General features: G+C 71.5%; 12 protein-coding genes. 7 read left to right on the forward strand and 5 right to left on the reverse strand.

The features are described from left to right. The first annotated feature begins 225 nt into the window (after nt 1-225). The 3 genes from ACFYW7_RS17870 to ACFYW7_RS17880 all read left to right on the forward strand — a co-directional run bounded on the left by ACFYW7_RS17870 (nt 226) and on the right by ACFYW7_RS17880 (nt 2753). Nucleotides 226-981 carry a GPP34 family phosphoprotein gene (locus tag ACFYW7_RS17870; RefSeq protein ID WP_389503159.1) on the forward strand — a complete coding sequence of 252 codons (756 nt, stop codon included), beginning with the start codon at nt 226-228 and terminating at the stop codon, nt 979-981. Nucleotides 982-1403: 422 nt separating this feature from the next. Beyond that, on the forward strand, nt 1404-2261 hold the full coding sequence (locus ACFYW7_RS17875) for a helix-turn-helix domain-containing protein (protein WP_389503161.1): 858 nt from the start codon (nt 1404-1406) through the stop codon (nt 2259-2261). A gap of 282 nt (nt 2262-2543) precedes the next feature. Next, the gene (locus ACFYW7_RS17880) at nt 2544-2753 is read left to right on the forward strand and encodes a DUF397 domain-containing protein (RefSeq protein ID WP_389503163.1); all 210 of its coding nucleotides are present in this window, start codon (nt 2544-2546) and stop codon (nt 2751-2753) included. 84 nt (nt 2754-2837) lie between these two features. Here the strand turns inward: ACFYW7_RS17880 and ACFYW7_RS17885 are convergent, their stop codons facing one another. Continuing rightward, on the reverse strand, nt 2838-3704 hold the full coding sequence (locus ACFYW7_RS17885) for a hypothetical protein (protein WP_389503165.1): 867 nt from the start codon (nt 3702-3704) through the stop codon (nt 2838-2840). 173 nt (nt 3705-3877) lie between these two features. Between ACFYW7_RS17885 and ACFYW7_RS17890 the strand changes: the two genes are divergently transcribed. Both ACFYW7_RS17890 and ACFYW7_RS17895 read left to right on the forward strand, forming a co-directional pair. After that, nucleotides 3878-4663, forward strand: coding sequence for an SDR family oxidoreductase (locus ACFYW7_RS17890; protein WP_389503167.1), 786 nt, complete (start codon nt 3878-3880; stop codon nt 4661-4663). Between the two features lie 382 nt (nt 4664-5045). Next, nucleotides 5046-6617: a sodium:solute symporter family protein gene (locus ACFYW7_RS17895; protein WP_389503170.1), complete on the forward strand. Its 1572-nt coding sequence runs from the start codon at nt 5046-5048 to the stop codon at nt 6615-6617. A gap of 48 nt (nt 6618-6665) precedes the next feature. On the opposite strand, the gene ACFYW7_RS17900 is transcribed toward ACFYW7_RS17895, so the two are convergent. The 4 genes from ACFYW7_RS17900 to ACFYW7_RS17915 form a co-directional block, all read right to left on the reverse strand. Further along, a complete protein-coding gene (locus ACFYW7_RS17900; RefSeq protein ID WP_389503173.1) occupies nt 6666-7781 on the reverse strand; it encodes an ADP-ribosylglycohydrolase family protein in 1116 nt (371 codons plus the stop codon). A gap of 259 nt (nt 7782-8040) precedes the next feature. Beyond that, complete coding sequence (locus ACFYW7_RS17905; protein ID WP_389503175.1) at nt 8041-10491, reverse strand: tetratricopeptide repeat protein; 2451 nt, start codon at nt 10489-10491, stop codon at nt 8041-8043. Nucleotides 10492-10652: 161 nt separating this feature from the next. Beyond that, complete coding sequence (locus tag ACFYW7_RS17910) at nt 10653-11792, reverse strand: peptidoglycan recognition family protein (RefSeq protein WP_389503177.1); 1140 nt, start codon at nt 11790-11792, stop codon at nt 10653-10655. A gap of 380 nt (nt 11793-12172) precedes the next feature. Next, complete coding sequence (locus ACFYW7_RS17915) at nt 12173-14767, reverse strand: bifunctional FO biosynthesis protein CofGH (protein WP_389503179.1); 2595 nt, start codon at nt 14765-14767, stop codon at nt 12173-12175. 195 nt (nt 14768-14962) lie between these two features. Here ACFYW7_RS17915 and ACFYW7_RS17920 point away from each other — a divergent pair, with 195 nt between their 5' ends. Both ACFYW7_RS17920 and ACFYW7_RS17925 read left to right on the forward strand, forming a co-directional pair. Further along, complete coding sequence (locus tag ACFYW7_RS17920; RefSeq protein WP_389503181.1) at nt 14963-16477, forward strand: CehA/McbA family metallohydrolase; 1515 nt, start codon at nt 14963-14965, stop codon at nt 16475-16477. A gap of 497 nt (nt 16478-16974) precedes the next feature. After that, entirely contained in the window at nt 16975-17817 is an 843-nt protein-coding gene (locus ACFYW7_RS17925) for a DUF4232 domain-containing protein (protein ID WP_389503183.1), read from the forward strand. Nucleotides 17818-17834 lie beyond the last annotated feature (17 nt).

Raw genomic sequence — 17834 nt, forward strand, 5'->3', positions numbered from 1 at the left:
CATACGGCGCACGCCCACCGCGCGCCGAAAACGAACCGTCAAACCCTTGAACCGCCGCCCGGACACCGCTGTCCGAACCATGTACCAGTGTCCTGTGTGAGGGCTTGACCCCTGCGGTAGACGAGAACGACATACCTGCCGGTTCCCATATATTCCGGTCACGCGCTCTCGACAGACCAATGTGAGAGGGGTCACCCTGTCATTCATCCACGCGGGGAGGCATGGATGGGCAAGAGCCGCAGAACAATTCCGGAGGAGCTTCTTCTGCTGGCGTTGGACCCGGCCACGGGTACCACCGCACAGCCGCAGTCGCTCGACCTCGGTCTGGCCGGAGCACAGCTAGTGGAGCTGGCGCTGGCCGGACGTATAGCCCCTGACGGGGATCGTATCGCCGTGGTGGTGCCACGGCCGACCGGAGATCCGACACTGGACTGTGCGTTGGAACTGCTTCGCCGACGCGGAGCACCCGTACGCGCGGTCAACTGGATTGGCGGACCCCGGCTGGGGCTGCGCCAGACCTATCTCTCGCATCTGGAGAGGTGCGGCATGGTCCATGCCGTGGCCGGCCAGATGTGCGGGGTGCTTCCGACGACTCGCTACCAAGCGACGGACACGGATATCAGCCGGGAGATACGAACCCGGCTGGACAACGCGATCCGCACCGGCGTCCCGCCGGACCCGCGGACCGCGGCGCTCGCCGCGCTGGCCCATGCGGTCGGTCTCGGCAAGCACCTGTATCCGGGGAACGAGGGACGCTCGTCCCGCTCCCGGCTGCGGGACCTGATCAGGCACGACCCGATGGGCGGCCTCGTGGCGCACGCCGTGATGGACGTTCAGAACGGTGTGGCCGTACAGCCGCGCCGCGGCCCGGCACCGGCAGGCCGTCCGGCCACCGCCGGAGTCAGGTCGGCACCGGAGACCGCCCGCGGTGTTCCGATGCAACCGCGTCACGGTTCGATGGCGCGCGCCGTGGCCCACTGAGTCGCGGTCCCACGGCAGCCGCACCACCGCACCTCCGCAGTAACCGCACCGCCAGCACCGCCGCACCGCAGTCCCCATGATCCGGTTCGGGAGCCGCCGGCTCGCGCGGGGTGGGTCGAGACCGTACGTCCGGACGACGACACGGGCCCGACCGCCCCGCGCGGCCGCATCCTCGGCGACCGCGCCCCGCGGGGACGGCGTCCGCTTCCACGGGATCCCATCGACGTTCTCCGCAAGGGAGTTCGCGGAACTTCGCGACAGAAGCGCACAGTCGGCGCGCGGCCGTGGATACCCGCAGAATCCTCGAACTCGCGCCCACCCAGCGCATATACGCCGTTTCTCAGCGGTAGAAAGCACCTTGGTGGCAATCTGCTCAACAGCAGATACGCAAAGTCAGGTCCGTAGCCGGAGGTGCACGTCCCGTGGCGTCAAGTGTCAATCCCACCGTCCGGCGGCGCCGGCTGGGCCAGGAGCTGCGCCGGCTCCGCGAACTCAAGGGCATGACGGCCGAAGAGGTCGCCGAGCGCCTGCTGGTCTCGCAGTCGAAGATCAGCCGCCTGGAGAACGGCAGGCGCAGCATCAGCCAGCGCGACGTCCGCGACCTGTGCGGCGTCTACGAGGTGGACGACCACCGGATCGTCGACTCGCTGATGCAGATGGCCAAGGACTCGCGCCAGCAGGGCTGGTGGCACTCCTTCGGCGACATCCCGTACAGCGTCTACATCGGCCTGGAGACCGACGCCGCGAGCCTGCGCGTGTACGACCCCCAGGTCGTCCCCGGACTGCTCCAGACCCGGCCGTACGCCGAGGCACTGATCGCGGGGGCGCTGCCGGAGACCGCGGCCGTCGACATCGACAAGCGCGTCCAGGTCCGGCTCAAGCGGCAGGAACGAATCTCCGCCCCGGACAACCCGCTGCGCCTGTGGACCGTCCTCGACGAGGCCGCCCTGCGCCGCACCGTCGGAAACCGCTCGCTGATGCGCGAGCAGCTGGAGCACCTCGTCGAGCAGTCCCAACTCCCGCACGTCACCGTGCAGGTGATCCCCTTCGAGATGGGCGCGCACCCGGGCCTGAACGGTCAGTACGCGATCCTGGAGTTCCCCGACGCGGCCGACTCCAGCGTCGTCTACATCGAGGGCGTGACCAGCGACCTGTACCTGGAGAAGGCGAACGACGTCCAGAAGTACAGCGTGATGTACGAACACCTGCGGGCGCAGGCCCTGAACGTGGAGCAGTCGCGTCAGTTCATCGCGGACCTCGCGAAGGAATACGCGCGCTGAGCGGTCCGGGGGCGGCCTCCTGAGGGCGCCCCCGCCGATGAAGTGCCGGACCATACACCTTCATCGCCTCAGCATGGAAGACCCCAATGGAATATGCCATCCAGTCGAGTGAATAGTCGCTTCGTCAGCCGATGTTGGCGAGTAGCGTCGATCACGCCACCAAACAACAACGTTGGCGCGATCCGGACTGCGGAGCACCTGACGAATCCGCAGCCCGGTGACAGCGCGCGATGGCGTCGATGGCGGCAACTCATCGAAGTACGACTGCTTTCTGGAGCGATCATGGCAATTCAGCAGGGTGCCACCGACATGTGGACCAAGTCCTCCTACTCCACCGGCAACGGCGCCTGCGTCGAGGTCAAGTCCCCCGTTCACTCGGCGATGGCCGTTCGGGACTCCAAGGTTCCCGCCGGGCCCACGCTGGCCTTCCCCGCGGACGCGTGGAACACGTTCGTGGCCGAGGTGAGCCGAGGGTCTTCCGACCTCGTCTGACGTCGTATGACCCTGGACACCTTCATACGTTCCATCGACAGAGCCCTCTCGACCGGCCCGCCGTCCTGGCCGAGGGGGCTCGGCCTACCCCCCGGCCGCTTCGCCCGGCGCCCGCCGAAGCCGGTCCACGTAGGTGTCCGTCCCCGGCACCGTGGGAATGAACGGGGCCACCAACTCCACCCGCCCGAGGCCCGATTCGGCCACCGCCTCGTCCAGGTCCGTGAAGCAGGTCTCCCAGCACTCCCGCGGGTCCTGCTCCAGGAACCACAGCAGGGTCAGCCGGGTGTCCACGCCCTCGACCTGCTTCACGTACGTCATCCGGTCGCCGGGCAGGGGGGTCGGCCGGAAGACGGTGACCAGGGCGGCGGGCGATCCGGCCAGCCGGCCGGGGAGGTGCCGGGAGCGCAGCCACTCCAGCAACTCGGCCCGCCGGTCGGCGGATTCGGCGTCGACGACCTCGACCACGAGACCCTTGTAGGGGTGGTCGAGGGCGTGGAAGTCCCGGGGCCCCGCCGCGCCGTCGCGGTAGACGGTGGCCTCGTGGTCCTGGAAGGCCGTGAAGACGTGCGTACGGGCCTGGTGGACCCGGCCGTCGCGGTTCAGCCGCCTGTTGATGCCGACGGTCCACTTCATGTGGTCGTCGTAGCGGCCGTCGGTGACCCAGTAGGTCGAGATGTAGCAGCCCGCGGTGACCGGCTGGGCGACCGCCGACTTCTCGGGGTAGCGCAGCAGTTGGAGGTCACGGGTGGCCACCCAGCGGCGTCCGGCGTACATCCAGGGCATGGCCATCGCGCCGGCGTAGTAGTGGTCGTCCTCGTACCAGCGGTTGTAGGCGTACTCGTGGCCCGGGTGCGGTTCGACCATGGTGATCAGGGCGTGGCCCGGGTGGACGCCGTACGGGCCGACGGCGGCCAGCTCGGCGTATGTCTGGCTGCGGGTCTCCTCCGACACTGACGATCCCCTTCCTCGGTGGAACGTGCGCGGGACTTCCTTCCTCCGCCGGACGCCCATACTCTGACGCCCCGTCAGACAATGCGCCAGAGTCGCGTCACGGCGGGCGGGCCGGGGGAACCGGCTTGTGCCGCGCGGAGGCGGACCGGGCCGCGAGACAGAGGGAGGCCCGGATGTCACTTCTCGCCGGCAGGACCGTCGTGGTGTCGGGCGTCGGAGCCGGACTCGGCCATCAGGTCGCGGCGGCCGTGGTGCGCGACGGGGGCAACGCGGTGCTCGGGGCGCGCACGGAGGCGAATCTGGCCAAGGCCGCGGCCGAACTCGACCCGGACGGGACCCGCACGGCGTTCCGCGCGACGGACATCACCGACGAGGGGCAGTGCGAGGCGCTGGCGGCGCTCGCGGTCGAGCGCTTCGGGCGGATCGACGCCGTGGTCCACGTGGCCGCCTGGGACAGCTATTTCGGCGGCCTGGAGGACGCCGACTTCGCGACCTGGCAGTCGGTCATCGACGTGAACCTGCTCGGCACACTGCGGATGACCCGCGCCTGCCTGCCCGCGCTGAAGGAGCGCGGGGGCTCGGTCGTCGTCATCGGCACGCAGTCGTCGGTCGCCGCGCCGAGTCAGGTGCGGCAGGCGGCGTACGCGGCCTCGAAGGGCGCGCTGACGAGTGCGATGTACTCCCTGGCCTGGGAGCTCGGCCCGCACCGGATACGGGTCAACACCGTGCTGCCCGGCTGGATGTGGGGCCCTCCCGTCGAGGCGTACGTGCAGTTCACGGCGTACACCGAGAAGGTGCCCGAGGCGGACGTGCTGAAGCGGCTCACCGAGCGGATGGCCCTGCCCGAGCTGGCCACGGACGGGGACGTGGCGGACGCCGCGGTGTTCCTGGCGTCCGACCGGGCCCGGTCGATCACGGGGCAGTCGCTGCTCGTGAACGCGGGCGAGCTCATGCGGTAGCCGGTGCGGCCGGGACGGCTCCTCTCCCAGACGCACGGGACCCGCATCCCGTACGGCTGTCGGTTCGTCGGTGCTCCTGTCGGTGTTGCTGTCGATGCTGTTCTGGGTGCTGCGGTGCTGCTGCGGTTCTGGCGAAGTGCCCGCTCATCGTGTGTTCCACGTCACGAGTGCGACAACAGCCCGACAGGTAAAGGAGAAGCAAAATCGTTCTGCTTTATGATCTGCGTTCATATCTGTGACCGCGAGAGGTCTTGACCGGACGGTCCGACCAGCGGTTCAATCCCCCAAGTCCCCGCTCCCGCACGGGGCCCGCCCCTGCACTTACTGGCGAAGTGCCGTCCGGTATATGCAAGTTCACAAGGCGGACCCCTGGAGGGGGCACATGAACGGTCTCGACTGGGCCGTCCTGGTCGCGTATTTCGGTGTCATGACCGCGATCGGCATCTGGTCCCACAAGCGTGTCGACGATGTCAGCGACTTCTTCACCGCGGGCGGCAAGATGCCGTGGTGGCTGTCCGGCATCTCGCACCACATGTCGGGCTACAGCGCGGTGATGTTCACCGGCTACGCCGGCATCGCGTACACCTACGGCATCACCTCGTACGTCACCTGGGCCCTGCCCATCGCCATCGGCGTCGCCATCGGCGCCAAGGCCTTCGCGCCCCGGCTCAACCGGCTGCGCTCACGCCTGCACGTCGCCTCGCCCCTGGAATACCTCAAGGACCGCTACAACGTGCAGACGCAGCAGGCGCTGGCGTGGTCCGGCATCCTGCTCAAGATCGTGGACGTCGGCGCGAAGTGGGCGGCCATCGCCACCCTGCTCAGCGTCTTCACCGGCGTCTCGCTCACCCAGGGCATCATCATCACCGGCAGCATCACCGCGGTGTACTGCACGATCGGCGGGCTGTGGGCGGACGCGCTGACCGAACTCGGCCAGTTCGTCATCCAGTTGCTGGCCGGGCTGTCGATGCTGATCATCGTGCTGAACAAGATCTCCGACCAGGGCGGGCTGTCCAAGGCGCTGGACTCGCCGAAGCTGCACGGCCACGGGGACGGGTTCGCGGGCCCCTACCTGACGGTGTTCTTCATCGCGTACCTGTTCATCAAGCTGTTCGAGTACAACGGCGGCATGTGGAACCAGGCCCAGCGCTACATGGCCACCAGCGACGCCAAGCAGGCCACGCGCTCCGCCTTCCTGTCCGCCGGGCTCTGGTTCGTGTGGCCGGTCATCCTGTTCATCCCGATGTGGCTCTCGCCGCTGCTCGTCACGGCGCAGAAGCCGGACGGGTCGGACGCGTACGGCCTGATGACCGAACAGCTGCTGCCGCACGGGCTGTTGGGCCTGGTCGTCGTCGGGTTCTTCTCCCACACGATGGCCATGTGCTCCTCGGACGCGAACGCCATCGCGGCCGTGTTCACGCGTGACGTGATGCCGGTGTTCTCCCGGGCGGCGCGCGCCTGGGACACCCGGGCGGGGCTCATCGCCGGCCGGGTCACCACCGTCGCCTTCCTCGGCTTCTCCATGGCCGTGGCGACCCAGGTCAACTCCCCCACGTTCAAGGACATCATCACCGTCGTCATCAAATGGGTGGCGGGGCTCATGGGACCGATCGCGATCCCGTTCATCCTGGGTCTGCTGCGGCCGTTCCGGAAGTCCGGCCCGACGGCGGCGCTGACCAGCTGGGCGTGCGGCCTGCTCGCCTTCTTCCTCGTCAACTACCACCTGGACTTCTCCCAGCGCACGGACGTGAAGCTGGAGTACCAGGTCTCCCTCCCGATGGCGATCTCCCTCGTCCTGTACATCCTCATCGGCTTCCTGAAGCCCGAGGACACCCCGGAGCGGGACGCGATCATCGAGATGATCAACACGGACGACGACGGATCGGCCGCCGCGGCGGTCCCGGCCCCGGCGGGAGCGGCCGACGACGTGGTGGTGGCCCCTGCCAAGGAGTGAGGACGACGGCGTGACGAGAGGGGCGCGCGAGGGCGGGAGCGGACGCGGTCAGCCCCGCGGGTAGCGGGCGAGCCAGCCCGAGGACGATCCGGTGGGCCCGTGCAGCGCGGGCCCCTGGGTCATCTCCATCGCGAAGTCGTCCGCCAGCACCAGCATCGTGGGACGGCCCTCCAGTTCGGCCAGCCAGGCCGGCGGGAGGGCGGTCTCGCCGTGCAGGGCGCCCAGCAGACCGCCGGTGAGGGCACCGGTCACCGCCGAGGGCCCGCCGTGGTTCACCGCGAGGCACAGGCCGTGCCGGACGTCCTCGCCGACGAGCACGCAGTACACGGCGACGGCGAGCGGCCCCAGGGAGGTGCCGCCGGCGGCGAGCTCCTCGACCCGTGCCGGTGAGGGCGCCCCCAGCCGTACGGCGCCCAGCGCGTACTGGAGCGCCTCGACGACCGGCTGGTGCCCGGGACGGGTCTCCAGCAGTGTGAGGGCCTGCTGCACGGCCCCGCCGAGGTCCTCGCCGCGGGCGAGCCCGTGCACGATCACGGCGTACGCGCCCGCCGCCAGGTAGGCCGTGGGGTGACCGTGGGTCTGCGCGGCGCACTCGACGGCGAGCTGCATCACGAGCTGGGGCTCCCAGCCGACGAGCAGCCCGAAGGGTGCCGAACGGGCGACCGCCTCGGGACCCGGCTCGCCGGGGTTCTTGGGGGTGTCCAGCGTGCCCATGATCTCGTCGGCGAGGCCGAGCAGACAGGCCTCGGCCGGGTCGCGGCGGGCGTACAGCCACTCCTCGCGGGCCAGCCAGCCGTCGTCCTTGCGGCGCTCGTCGGGGCCCCAGTCCCGCTGGGTGGCCGCCCAGCGGAGGTAGGCGCGGTGCACGTCGGACGGCGGGTGCCAGACGCCGGTGTCCCTGCGCACCTGGGCCCGGATGAGCCCGTCGACGCTGAAGAGCGCGAGCTGGGTGAGATGGGTGACGGCGCCGCGACGGCCGTACGCGGCCACCATGTCGAGGAAGCCCTCCGCGCCGTACGCCTCCCGGATCTCCGCCTGCGAGAGCCCGTCGAGCGGCGCGCCCAGGGCATCGCCGACGGCGGCCCCCAGCAGCGTGCCGCGGACCCGGCTGCGGAAGTCCTGTTGTTCCCCACGGCCCCATACGGCACCGGCTGTCGCACCCACCGAGACCTCCTGAGGCACCGTCCCTACGCCCGACAGCTAGGCACTGTAATCGAACACCAACGGTCGGTTGAGGCCGCGGATCGATAAAGGGGACGGGGCACCGGCGGTCCCGAGCGGTCAGGTTCGGACGGCCCGCGGGGAACATCCCGGACGGGTCCGGACAACGCCCGTTCCATCCCCGGGGCCCGGACCACCGGGTCGGGGCCTTCACCCGTCCGGGGGCCGCGCGTCCGGTGCCGCTCGCACGGGACGACGGCGGTCAGGCCTCGCCCCGTCCGGGAGGTTCACTCCTGGGGGTGATCACGGTGCCGGCCCGGCCGCGGGTGTCCTCTGCGCGCGCCAAAATCTCCGCCCGCCGGTTCCGCGCCCACGCGTAGTCGGGCCGGAGCTCCAGCGCCCGGTCCAGGTCCGCGAGGGCCTCCGTGTGGCGGCCCAGTTCGCTGCGGGAGACGGCGCGGCTCGCGTACGCCGACGCGTACCCCGGGTCGAGGCCCACGGCGCGGTCGTAGTCGGCCAGCGCCTGGGCGTGCCGGCCCGCGGCGCGCAGGGCGTCTCCGCGCTCGCAGGCACCCCACGCCCAGTCGGGCTGGAGGGCGACGGCCCGGTCGAGGTCCGCCAGCTGCCGGGACTCCCTCCCCAGGGCGCGCCACACCCGGGCACGACGGGCCAGCGCCCACCCGTAGTCCGGTTTGAGTTCCAGGGCCCGGCCCAGGTCGGCGAGTGCCTCGTCGAGTTCGCCCCGGCTCAGCCGGGTGGCGCCCCGGGAGGCCCAGGCGAAGTCCCGCGCGGGATCGAGCGCGATCCCCCGGTCGAGGTCGGCGAGCGCCGCGTCGTAGTCGCCGAGGACCCGGTGGTACTCGCCGCGGACGGCGTACGACCGTCCGTCGTCGGGGGCCAGGGCCAGCGCGCGGTCCAGGTCGGCGATCCCGGCCGCGCAGTCGCCCGCCTCGGCGCGGGTCATGGCGCGGCTGCGGTAGGCACGCGCCAGCGCCGGGTCGAGCGCGAGCGCCCGGTCGAACTCCGTCATCGCCTCCTCGTACGCTCCGCCGTGCCGCAGCGCGCTGCCGCGCACGGAGCGGGCGAACGCCTCGGTGGGGGCGTCGAACCCGGCGCGGTTCAGGAGCAGTTCGAGGGTCCCGGCCGGCCCTCCCGCTTCCAGCGCCCGCACCAGGTCGCTCGCCCACCGGGTCAGCGCCTCCGCTTCGGTGTCCCGTCCCGCGTCCACCAGTGTCCCCACCCATCGCTGAGCGGGGACCTCGCCTTCGTCGCAGGCGTTCACGAGATCGCGGAGCAGGACGGGAAGCGCGGTCCGCGGCGCCGCGCACAGCAGGTGGTACGACTCGGTGAGGCGCAGTTCCCGCCATCCGGCGTCGGCCCACGGCTCGTGAGCGCCCTCGGCGGCCTCCGCCTCCCGCCGCCACCGTCCGAAGGTCTCGGCGAGCCGGTGGTGCCGTTCGGTCCAGCCGCGCGGCGAACGGAGCCGCTGCGAGCGCAGCATCGGCGCGCGGACGACATCGTGGTACTGGATCCCGCCGCCGCGTTCGGTGACGAAGGGCAGCCCGCGGAGCCAGTCGTACAGGGCGTCGGCCTCCGCTTCGGGGCGGTCCGCCGCCGCGCGGAAGACATCGGCGTCCAGGCGCCGGGGGAACGCGCAGTTCAGGGCGACGGCCCGGTGCACCGGGTCGTGTTCCCACTTCAGGAAGCGGTCGACGGCGGTGGCGCTGGGGTCGCCCACGTCGTCCGGGTCGGCCGGGCGGGTCTCGGCGAGGGTCGAGACGAGGACCGGGAGGCAGCCGGTGAGGCGCAGGATCTCCTCGACGACCGGCTCGGCCACCACGCCCCGGCCCGCGAGCACCTCGCGCGCCTCGTCCTCCGTGAACGGCGCCAGCGGCATCTCGGCCACCGACTCCGAGCAGCCGCCCCAGCGGTCGAGGTCCAGGGGGTTCCGGCCGGCCGTCACGACGACGACGTTCGCGGGCATGGCACCGTGGCGTTCCCGGGCCATCGTCGCGTGCAGCCAGACGTCGAGGAAACCGGCGGTCCGCTCGTAGGTGTCGAAGAACAGGACCTGGCGCGGGAACCGGCCCGCGGCCCGGGTCAGTTCCTCCAGCAGCACGGGGGTGAGCACGTCCTCGGGCGACAGGACGAGCCGTACGTCGTCCCGGCTGCGGAAGTGCGCGCTGAGACCGGCCCGCACCCGGTCGGCCGCGCCCGCGAGCTGCGCCGGGTCGACGGCTCCGGCGAACGGTCCGACACCGGGCACCATGCCGAGCCCCACGAGACCGGCCCGCGCCAGCGTCGTCCCGGCGGGCGTCGGCTCATCCGCCGCCGGCTCCGGCATCACCGAGTCGGCCTCGTGCCGCCGCTCGCGGTGCCGGTCCAGCAGCCGCTCCAGGTCCTTGAACCGGCGTCCCTGGCGGGCGAACTGGGCGCAGATCGCCTCCATCGCCTCGGGCACGCTGCCGGTGCTCTCCTCGACGTACGCGGTCAGCGCCCCACTCTCCCGGGCGAGTTGCTCCAGCTCCCTCACGAGGAAGGTCTTCCCGACGCCGGCGTTGCCGTGGACGTGGAACAGGAACCGGCGCCCCGGGTCCCGGGGCGGCAGCTCGAAGTTGGCCAGGAACGCGGCGCGTTCGGCGCTCCGGCCGACGAACGCGAGCCGTCTGCGTTCCTCGATCAGCTGCTGCATCGACGGCTGCCCCCGCACCACGCACCCCTTCCCTCCCCCACCACACCACCGGCCCGTCCGGACCGGTATCCCCAGTCTGGCCCAACCCGCCTTCCGGCGACCGGTGGTGAGGGCGTCCGATACACGGGCGCCCCGCCGGAACCCAGGGTTCCGGCGGGGCGCCCGGCAGTCCGGTTCCGCTGTCAGGCCTGGGGCTGCGACAGCTCCGCAGCGGCGTCCTTGCGCAGGGCGGGAAGGTCCTCGTACAGCGTGGTGCCAGGGCACTCGGTGGCGAGCCAGTCGCGGTGGCCGTTGATCATCTGGACGTTCCTGCTGGCGCCGTTGACCGGGTTGACGAAGGTGATGGCGGCCTCGGGGTCGAAGCCGTGGTACGCGGACAGCGTGCCCAGCAGCCGGACGAGCGACCGGCGGGCCGCGGCCGTCGGGGGCTGTTCGTTCGAGTTGCCGAGCAGGGCGATGCCGAGGTTGCCCGAGTTGTTGCCGGAGGTGTGGAAGGCGGTCACCATCTTGCCGCTCGCGTCATGGGCGGGGATGCCGTCCGTGCCCGAGTAGCGGCCCTCGTAGATGAGGCCGGCCGCGTCGATCAGGTAGTGGTAGCCGATGTCGCCCCAGTCGTTGGTGACCGCGTGGAGGTAGTAGTACGACCGGATGGTGGCCGCCGGGTCGGGGGCGCCGTTGGCGTCCGCCGTGTGGTGCACGGTCATCGTCTGGGCCGGGTAGTAGGCCTGCGGTGAGTTCTCGGTGCCGTCCGGCTTGAAGCGGAGGGATTCGTCGGCGCCCCACCCGGCCCGGGTGACGTACTCGATGTCCTCGATCCGCCCCACCGTCGCGGCCGTGGCCGTGGCGACCTTCACGGACGGCCCGTTGACCGTGTCGATGGCGGTGGAACGCACGTCGGTCGCGCCGTCCGGCAGCCGCAGCTCGTACCCGGCGGCCCCGCCGGCGTGCACCAGCGCGCTCGCGCTCTTCGCCGGGTCCCCGGCGTCCCCGTCGGCACCGGCCCCGCAGACCGGCCGCAGCGCCGTCCACGCGCCACGGCTGCCGTCCTGGCCCATCAGCCGGATGCTCGCGCCCCGCTTGGGCCCGGTCCAGCTGACACCGACGTGCTCCACGGGGAATTCGGCCTGCACGGTCCGCGCGGCGGCACCGGTGAAGGACTTCGCACGCGTACGCGGCACACGGACCGCACGCGCGCCCGAAGCGGTCGCGGCGGGGATTGTCGCACCGATCGCCGGCACGGCCACCAGACCGGTCGCGACACCGGCCGCGGCACCGGCCGCCATGAGGACGGCACGACGGTTCAAAAGAAGCTTCTTGCGCACAAGGATCCCTTCAAGTGACGCAGAGCAAAGGAAACTTGCCGCCCCCCTCCGCCCACGGACCGCATGCCGTGCGGATCACAGGAGGCGGACAGGGGGCAGGCAGGAGGCGGTCTCCCTCAGCACTGACTCTTTACCGACTCTTCATACGAGGCAGCGGCACGCATCACTCGACCGGGGGTCGCCTCTCCTTGCCCAAAAGCCTTTCAGTTATGGGGAGTTGTCAGTCGGGACACACAAGACAGCAGTGTGCACGCAGACATGACATTCCGTCAGTGACGGTGCCGGCCCAGTCGCGGTACCGGCACGTCGCCCACTCGACGGCAGACCGAGCACCCGACGGGGCCCTTGCGGACGGTCGGATCCCGGTCCTTCTTCTTCCCTCAGTCCAGCACCGGCAGCAGCTCCGGCAGATGCCCGTCCGAGGCCGCCGCCGCGCGCTGCCGCTCCAGGGGGACCTCGCCGTAGACCGTCGTGCGGGGTCTGGCCGGGCGGCCCGCCGCCTCGGCCACCGCGATCAGGTCCTTGACCGACTTGTAGGAGCCGTAACTGGAGCCCGCCATGCGGGAGATGGTCTCCTCCATCAGGGTGCCGCCCAGGTCGTTGGCGCCGGAGCGGAGCATCTCGGCGGCGCCCTCGGTGCCCAGTTTCACCCAGCTGGTCTGGATGTTGGGGATGTGCGGGTGCAGCAGGAGGCGGGCCATCGCCATGACCGCGCGGTTGTCGCGGGTGGTCGGGCCGGGGCGGGCGATGCCGGCCAGGTAGACGGGGGCGTTGGTGTGGATGAAGGGGAGGGTCACGAACTCCGTGAATCCTCCGGTCTGCTGCTGGATGCGGGAGAGCGTGCGGAAGTGGCCGAGCCAGTGGCGGGGCTGGTCGACATGGCCGTACATCATCGTGGAGGACGAGCGGATGCCGAGTTCGTGGGCCGTGGTGACGACCTCGATCCAGGTGGCCGCGGGCAGTTTGCCCTTGGTCAGGACCCAGCGGACCTCGTCGTCGAGGATCTCGGCTGCGGTGCCGGGGATGGTGTCGAGGCCCGCCTCCTTGGCGGCGGTCAGCCACTCGCGGATGGACAGGCCGGTGCGGGTCGCGCCGTTGACCACCTCCATCGGGGAGAAGGCGTGGACGTGCATGCCCGGGACGCGTTCCTTGACCGCCTTGGCGATGTCGAAGTAGGCGGTGCCGGGCAGGTCCGGGTGGATGCCGCCCTGCATGCAGACCTCGACCGCACCGAGGTCCCAGGCCTGGGCGGCGCGGTCCGCGACCTGGTCCAGGGAGAGCGTGTACGCGTCGGCGTCCGTACGGCGCTGGGCGAACGCGCAGAAACGGCAGCCGGTGTAACAGACGTTGGTGAAGTTGATGTTGCGGGTGACGATGTACGTGACGTCGTCGCCGACCGCGGCCCTGCGGACGTCGTCGGCGATCCGGCACAGGGCGTCCAGCGCCGGGCCGTCGGCGTGCAGCAGGGCGAGGGCCTCGTCGTCGGTCAGCTTCGTCGGGTCGTCGGCCGCCGTCGCCAGCGCCGCGCGGACGTCCGTGTCGATGCGCTGCGGCACCATGCCGGGGGCCGCCGCCTCGCGCAGGGCCTCCCAGTCGCCGTACACCGCGTCGAAGTCGTCGCGGCGGTCACCGGTGCGGCCCTCGGTGTCGATGGTGCGGTGCAGGTCGGTGCGGCCGGAGGAGGTGAACGCCTCCTCGGGCTCCTGCCAGGGGTGGCCCTCGACCACCGCGTCCGGGAGGGCGAGGCCCGTCTCCGGGTCCGCCAGGGCCCGTACGTGCGGCAGCAGCCGCGGGTCCAGCCAGGGTTCGCCCCGCTGGACGAACTCCGGGTAGACACAGAGGCGTTCGCGCAGCTCGAAGCCCGCCTCGGCGGACTGTTCGCGCAGCAGCTCGATCTGCGGCCAGGGGCGTTCCGGGTTGACGTGGTCGATGGTGAGCGGCGAGACCCCGCCCCAGTCGTCGATCCCGGCGCCGATCAGGCGCCCGTACTCGCTGTCGACGAGGTTGGGCGGCGCCTGGAGGCAGGCGGCCGGGCCCATGATGTGCCGGGCCACGGCGACGGTGGCGATCAGCTCGTCCAGCTCCGCGTCCGGCATGCCGCGCATCGCGGTGTCCGGCTTGGCGCGGAAGTTCTGGATGATCAGCTCCTGGATGCCGTGGTAGGCCCGGGAGACGCGGCGCAGCGCGAACAGGGAGTCGGCGCGCTCCTCGTACGTCTCGCCGATGCCGATCAGCAGCCCGCTGGTGAAGGGGACGGAGGAACGGCCCGCGTCCTCCAACACCCGCAGCCGGACGGCTGGTTCCTTGTCCGGGGAGCCGTGGTGCGGGCCGCCGGGCTCGGACCACAGCCGGGTAGCGGTCGTCTCCAGCATCATGCCCATCGACGGGGCGACCGGCTTCAGCCGCTGGAAGTCGGTCCACGACATGACACCCGGGTTGAGGTGCGGCAGCAGGCCCGTCTCCTCCAGGATGCGGATCGAGATGGCCCGTACGTACGCGACGGTGTCGTCGTAGCCGTGCGCGTCCAGCCACTCGCGGGCCTCGGGCCAGCGGTCCTCCGGCTTGTCGCCGAGGGTGATCAGGGCTTCCTTGCAGCCGAGTTCGGCGCCCCGGCGGGCGACGTCGAGGACCTCGTCCGGGGACATGAACATCCCGTGTCCTGCCCGGCGCAGTTTGCCGGGGACGGTGACGAAGGTGCAGTAGTGGCACTTGTCCCGGCACAGCCGGGTCAGCGGGATGAACACGCTCTTGGAGTACGTGATGACACCGGCGCGCCCGGCGGCCGCCAGGCCGGCGTCCCGCACCCGCGCGGCAGAGGCGGTCAGGTCGTCGAGGTCCGCGCCCCGGGCCCGGAGCAGCACAGCCGCCTCGGTCACGTCGAGCGCGACACCGTCCCTTGCGCGCTTCAGCGCACGCCGCATGGAGTTCGCCGTGGGCCCGGATCCGGGAGTCGCGCCCGTCGCGGAGGTCGTCATCCTTCGAGCATACGGTCGAGGTGATCAGGTATCGCCGGGCCTGACCCCTTTCGGGCCGCGCGGCAGCCGTCGGTCTCCTCGAAAGCCGCCGATTCCCCCGCCGTGACCCCCTGTCCACGGCGTACTCCCCCAGTGGTCCGCGGCACTTCGCGTCACTCATGTCACCGTCACGCTCGACACCCCGGGAGCCGCAGCATGTGCGAGGACGGCCACGGCATCGCCGGACGCGCGCTGTTCGTGACGGGAGCGGCGGCCGCGCTTACGTTGGGAGGCGTGACCTTCCCCAGCGGCGCGGACGCGGAAGCGGCGGACAACCAGGAGACGAGGACGGTGCGCGGCACCCTCCCCACCGGCTCCCCCGACTTCGTGTACCTCCCGGTCGAGGTACCGGCCGGGGTCGCGGAGATCAAGGTCTCCTACCGCTACGAGAAGCCGTCCGTCCCGGCCGGTACCGCGGGCAACGCCCTGGACATCGGCGTCTTCGACGAGCGCGGCACCGAGCTGGGCGGCCGGGGCTTCCGGGGCTGGTCGGGCGGTGCGCGCACGGAGTTCTTCATCCGCTCCGACGACGCGACCCCCGGCTACGTCCGCGGCCCCGTCCGCCGCGGCACGTGGCACATCGCGCTCGGCCCGTACACCGTGGCGCCGCAGGGACTGCCGTACGAGATCACCGTGACCCTCACCTACGGGAAGCGCGCGGCGACCCCGGAGCCGGTGTACCCGCCCGCGCGTGCCGAGGGCCGCGGGCGCGCCTGGTACCGCGGGGACTGCCATCTGCACTCGTGGTACTCGGACGGCCGCCGCACCCCCGCCGAGATCGTGGCGCTGGCGCGGGCGGCGGGTCTGGACTTCATCAACTCCTCGGACCACAACACGCACGCCTCGCACCCGTACTGGGCGGACCAGGCGGGCGACGATCTGCTGATCATGCTCGGCGAGGAGGTCACCACCCGCAACGGGCACGTGCTGGCGCTCGGCACGGATCCCGGGACCTTCGTCGACTGGCGCTACCGGGCCCGGGACAACCGCTTCGGCCGGTTCGCGCGCCGCATCCGCGATGCCGGCGGGCTCGTGGTGCCCGCGCATCCGCACGCCACCTGCGTCGGCTGCGGCTGGAAGTTCGGCTTCGGGGAGGCGGACGCGGTCGAGGTGTGGAACGGCCCGTACACCCCCGACGACGAGGTCGCCCTCGCCGACTGGGACAACATGCTGGTCGCCTCCGTGCGCGGCGGCCGCGACTGGCTCCCGGCGATGGGCAACAGCGACGCGCACCGGGACCCCGACCGGGTCGGCTCCCCGCAGACGGTCGTCCTGGCCGACGACCTGACCCGCGAGGCGATCCAGGAGGGCATCCGCGCGGGCCGCTCGTACGTCGCCGAGTCGAAGCTGGTCTCCCTCTCCTTCACCGCGTCCGGCGCCAAGGGCGAACACGCCGGTATCGGGGGCCGGTTGAGAGTCGCTCCGGACACCCCGGCGACCGTCCGCCTGGAAGCCTCCGGCGCCCCGCGCTGCGTCGTCCGCTTCGTCACGGACCAGGGCGTCCTGTTCACCGGCGCCCCGCTGCCGGTCGCGGGCTCCGGCACGGTGGAGTGGACCACGACGGCGCAGTACGCGGCCTACGTACGGGCGGAGTTGCGCCACGAGACAGCGGCGGGACCGGTACCGGGGGCACTGGCGGCGTTCACCAATCCGATCTTCCTGGGGGCGTGACCCGGCAGGGCCTGAGCATCCCGCGCAGGCCGCCGTGCTCGGCTTCCGCCGGAGGTACGGGCCCGAGGCTGCCTCCGCCGCCTTCGACGCCCTTCTCCGGGCGCTCAGGAGCGGTGGTCGCGGCTGACCGCGTACGGCTGGGTACAACGGCGACGACCGCGACGACCTCACCCGAAAACGCCTGTCCTGGGGTCCCCGCGTCCCGTGCGGGCATCCCAGACTTCTTTGTTTCAGCAGGTCATGAGGGGTGGGATGGTTCCACCGTCCCACGTCGGCCGGTGGCTGTTGTCCCAGGCCCGTGAGGAATCCGATGCTGTGGCTGTCGCACCGGCCGAGGGCTGAACAAGCCGTCCGCTCGGCAGCGCCGTGACACCCCGGCATGTCCGTCCCCAGGGGACACCCGTGTCCCGAGGCTTCGGGACGGGCGGACACCCGACGTGGGTGGCTGACCACCGGCGCGTGCGACCTCATACGGATCGCAAAGGAAACGGGACACCATGAATACGCCTGCCCGCAGGAACCACAAGAACCTCAGGGGATGGAAGCCCTACGCCTTCGGAGCCGCGGCTGCCGCGGTGCTGCTCGCGGCCACGGCGTGCCAGCCGGGCGCGGCCGGCGCCTCGGGCGGTTCGAAGCCCTCGGACCGGCCGAGCGAGACGGCCTCGGCGAAGCCGGGCGGTGCTTCGGGTGACGCGAGTGGTGACGCCGGGGCCGGTGGCGGCACCGCGAGCAGCGGCAGCACCGGCACCGGCACCGGCGGGGGCGGCAAGAGCAGCGCGAGCGGTGGCAGGGCGGGCAGCACGGACGGCGGCAGCACCGGCGTCACCGGTGGCAGCAAGGGCAGCGGTGGCACCGCCGACAGCGGAAGCGCCGACCGGGCCGGTGGCACCACGGGCGGCAAGGAGGCCATCGCCACCTGTTCCCAGAAGGACCTCGGGGTGTCCTCCGTGAAGGAGAGGGACAACAGGCACCTGGTCCTCACCGTGCAGAACGCCGGCGACAGGAAGTGCAACCTCTACCGCTTCCCCCTCGTACGGCTCGGTGCCGGTACCCGGGACACTCCCGTGATCAAGGACAGCGACCCTGACCCGGGCAAGCCCGTCACCCTCGAACCGGGCCGGGAGGCCTACGCCGCCCTGCTCGTCAGCCGTGGCGGCATGGACGAGTACGAGGTCAAGCGGCTCACCATCCGCCTCCAGAACGGCAAGCCCGGCAGCGGCGCCGGCAGCACGATCGACGTGCCCATGCCCGCCGCCTCGCTCTACGCGGACGACGGTCAGCTCGTCACCTACTGGACGACCGCCTCCGGTTACGCCCTGGACTTCATCATGTCGAAGTGACGGCCCCAGAGGTCCTG

Origin of the sequence: Streptomyces sp. NPDC002580, from assembly GCF_042889485.1 — a bacterium.
Classification (GTDB): Bacteria; Actinomycetota; Actinomycetes; order Streptomycetales; family Streptomycetaceae; genus Streptomyces.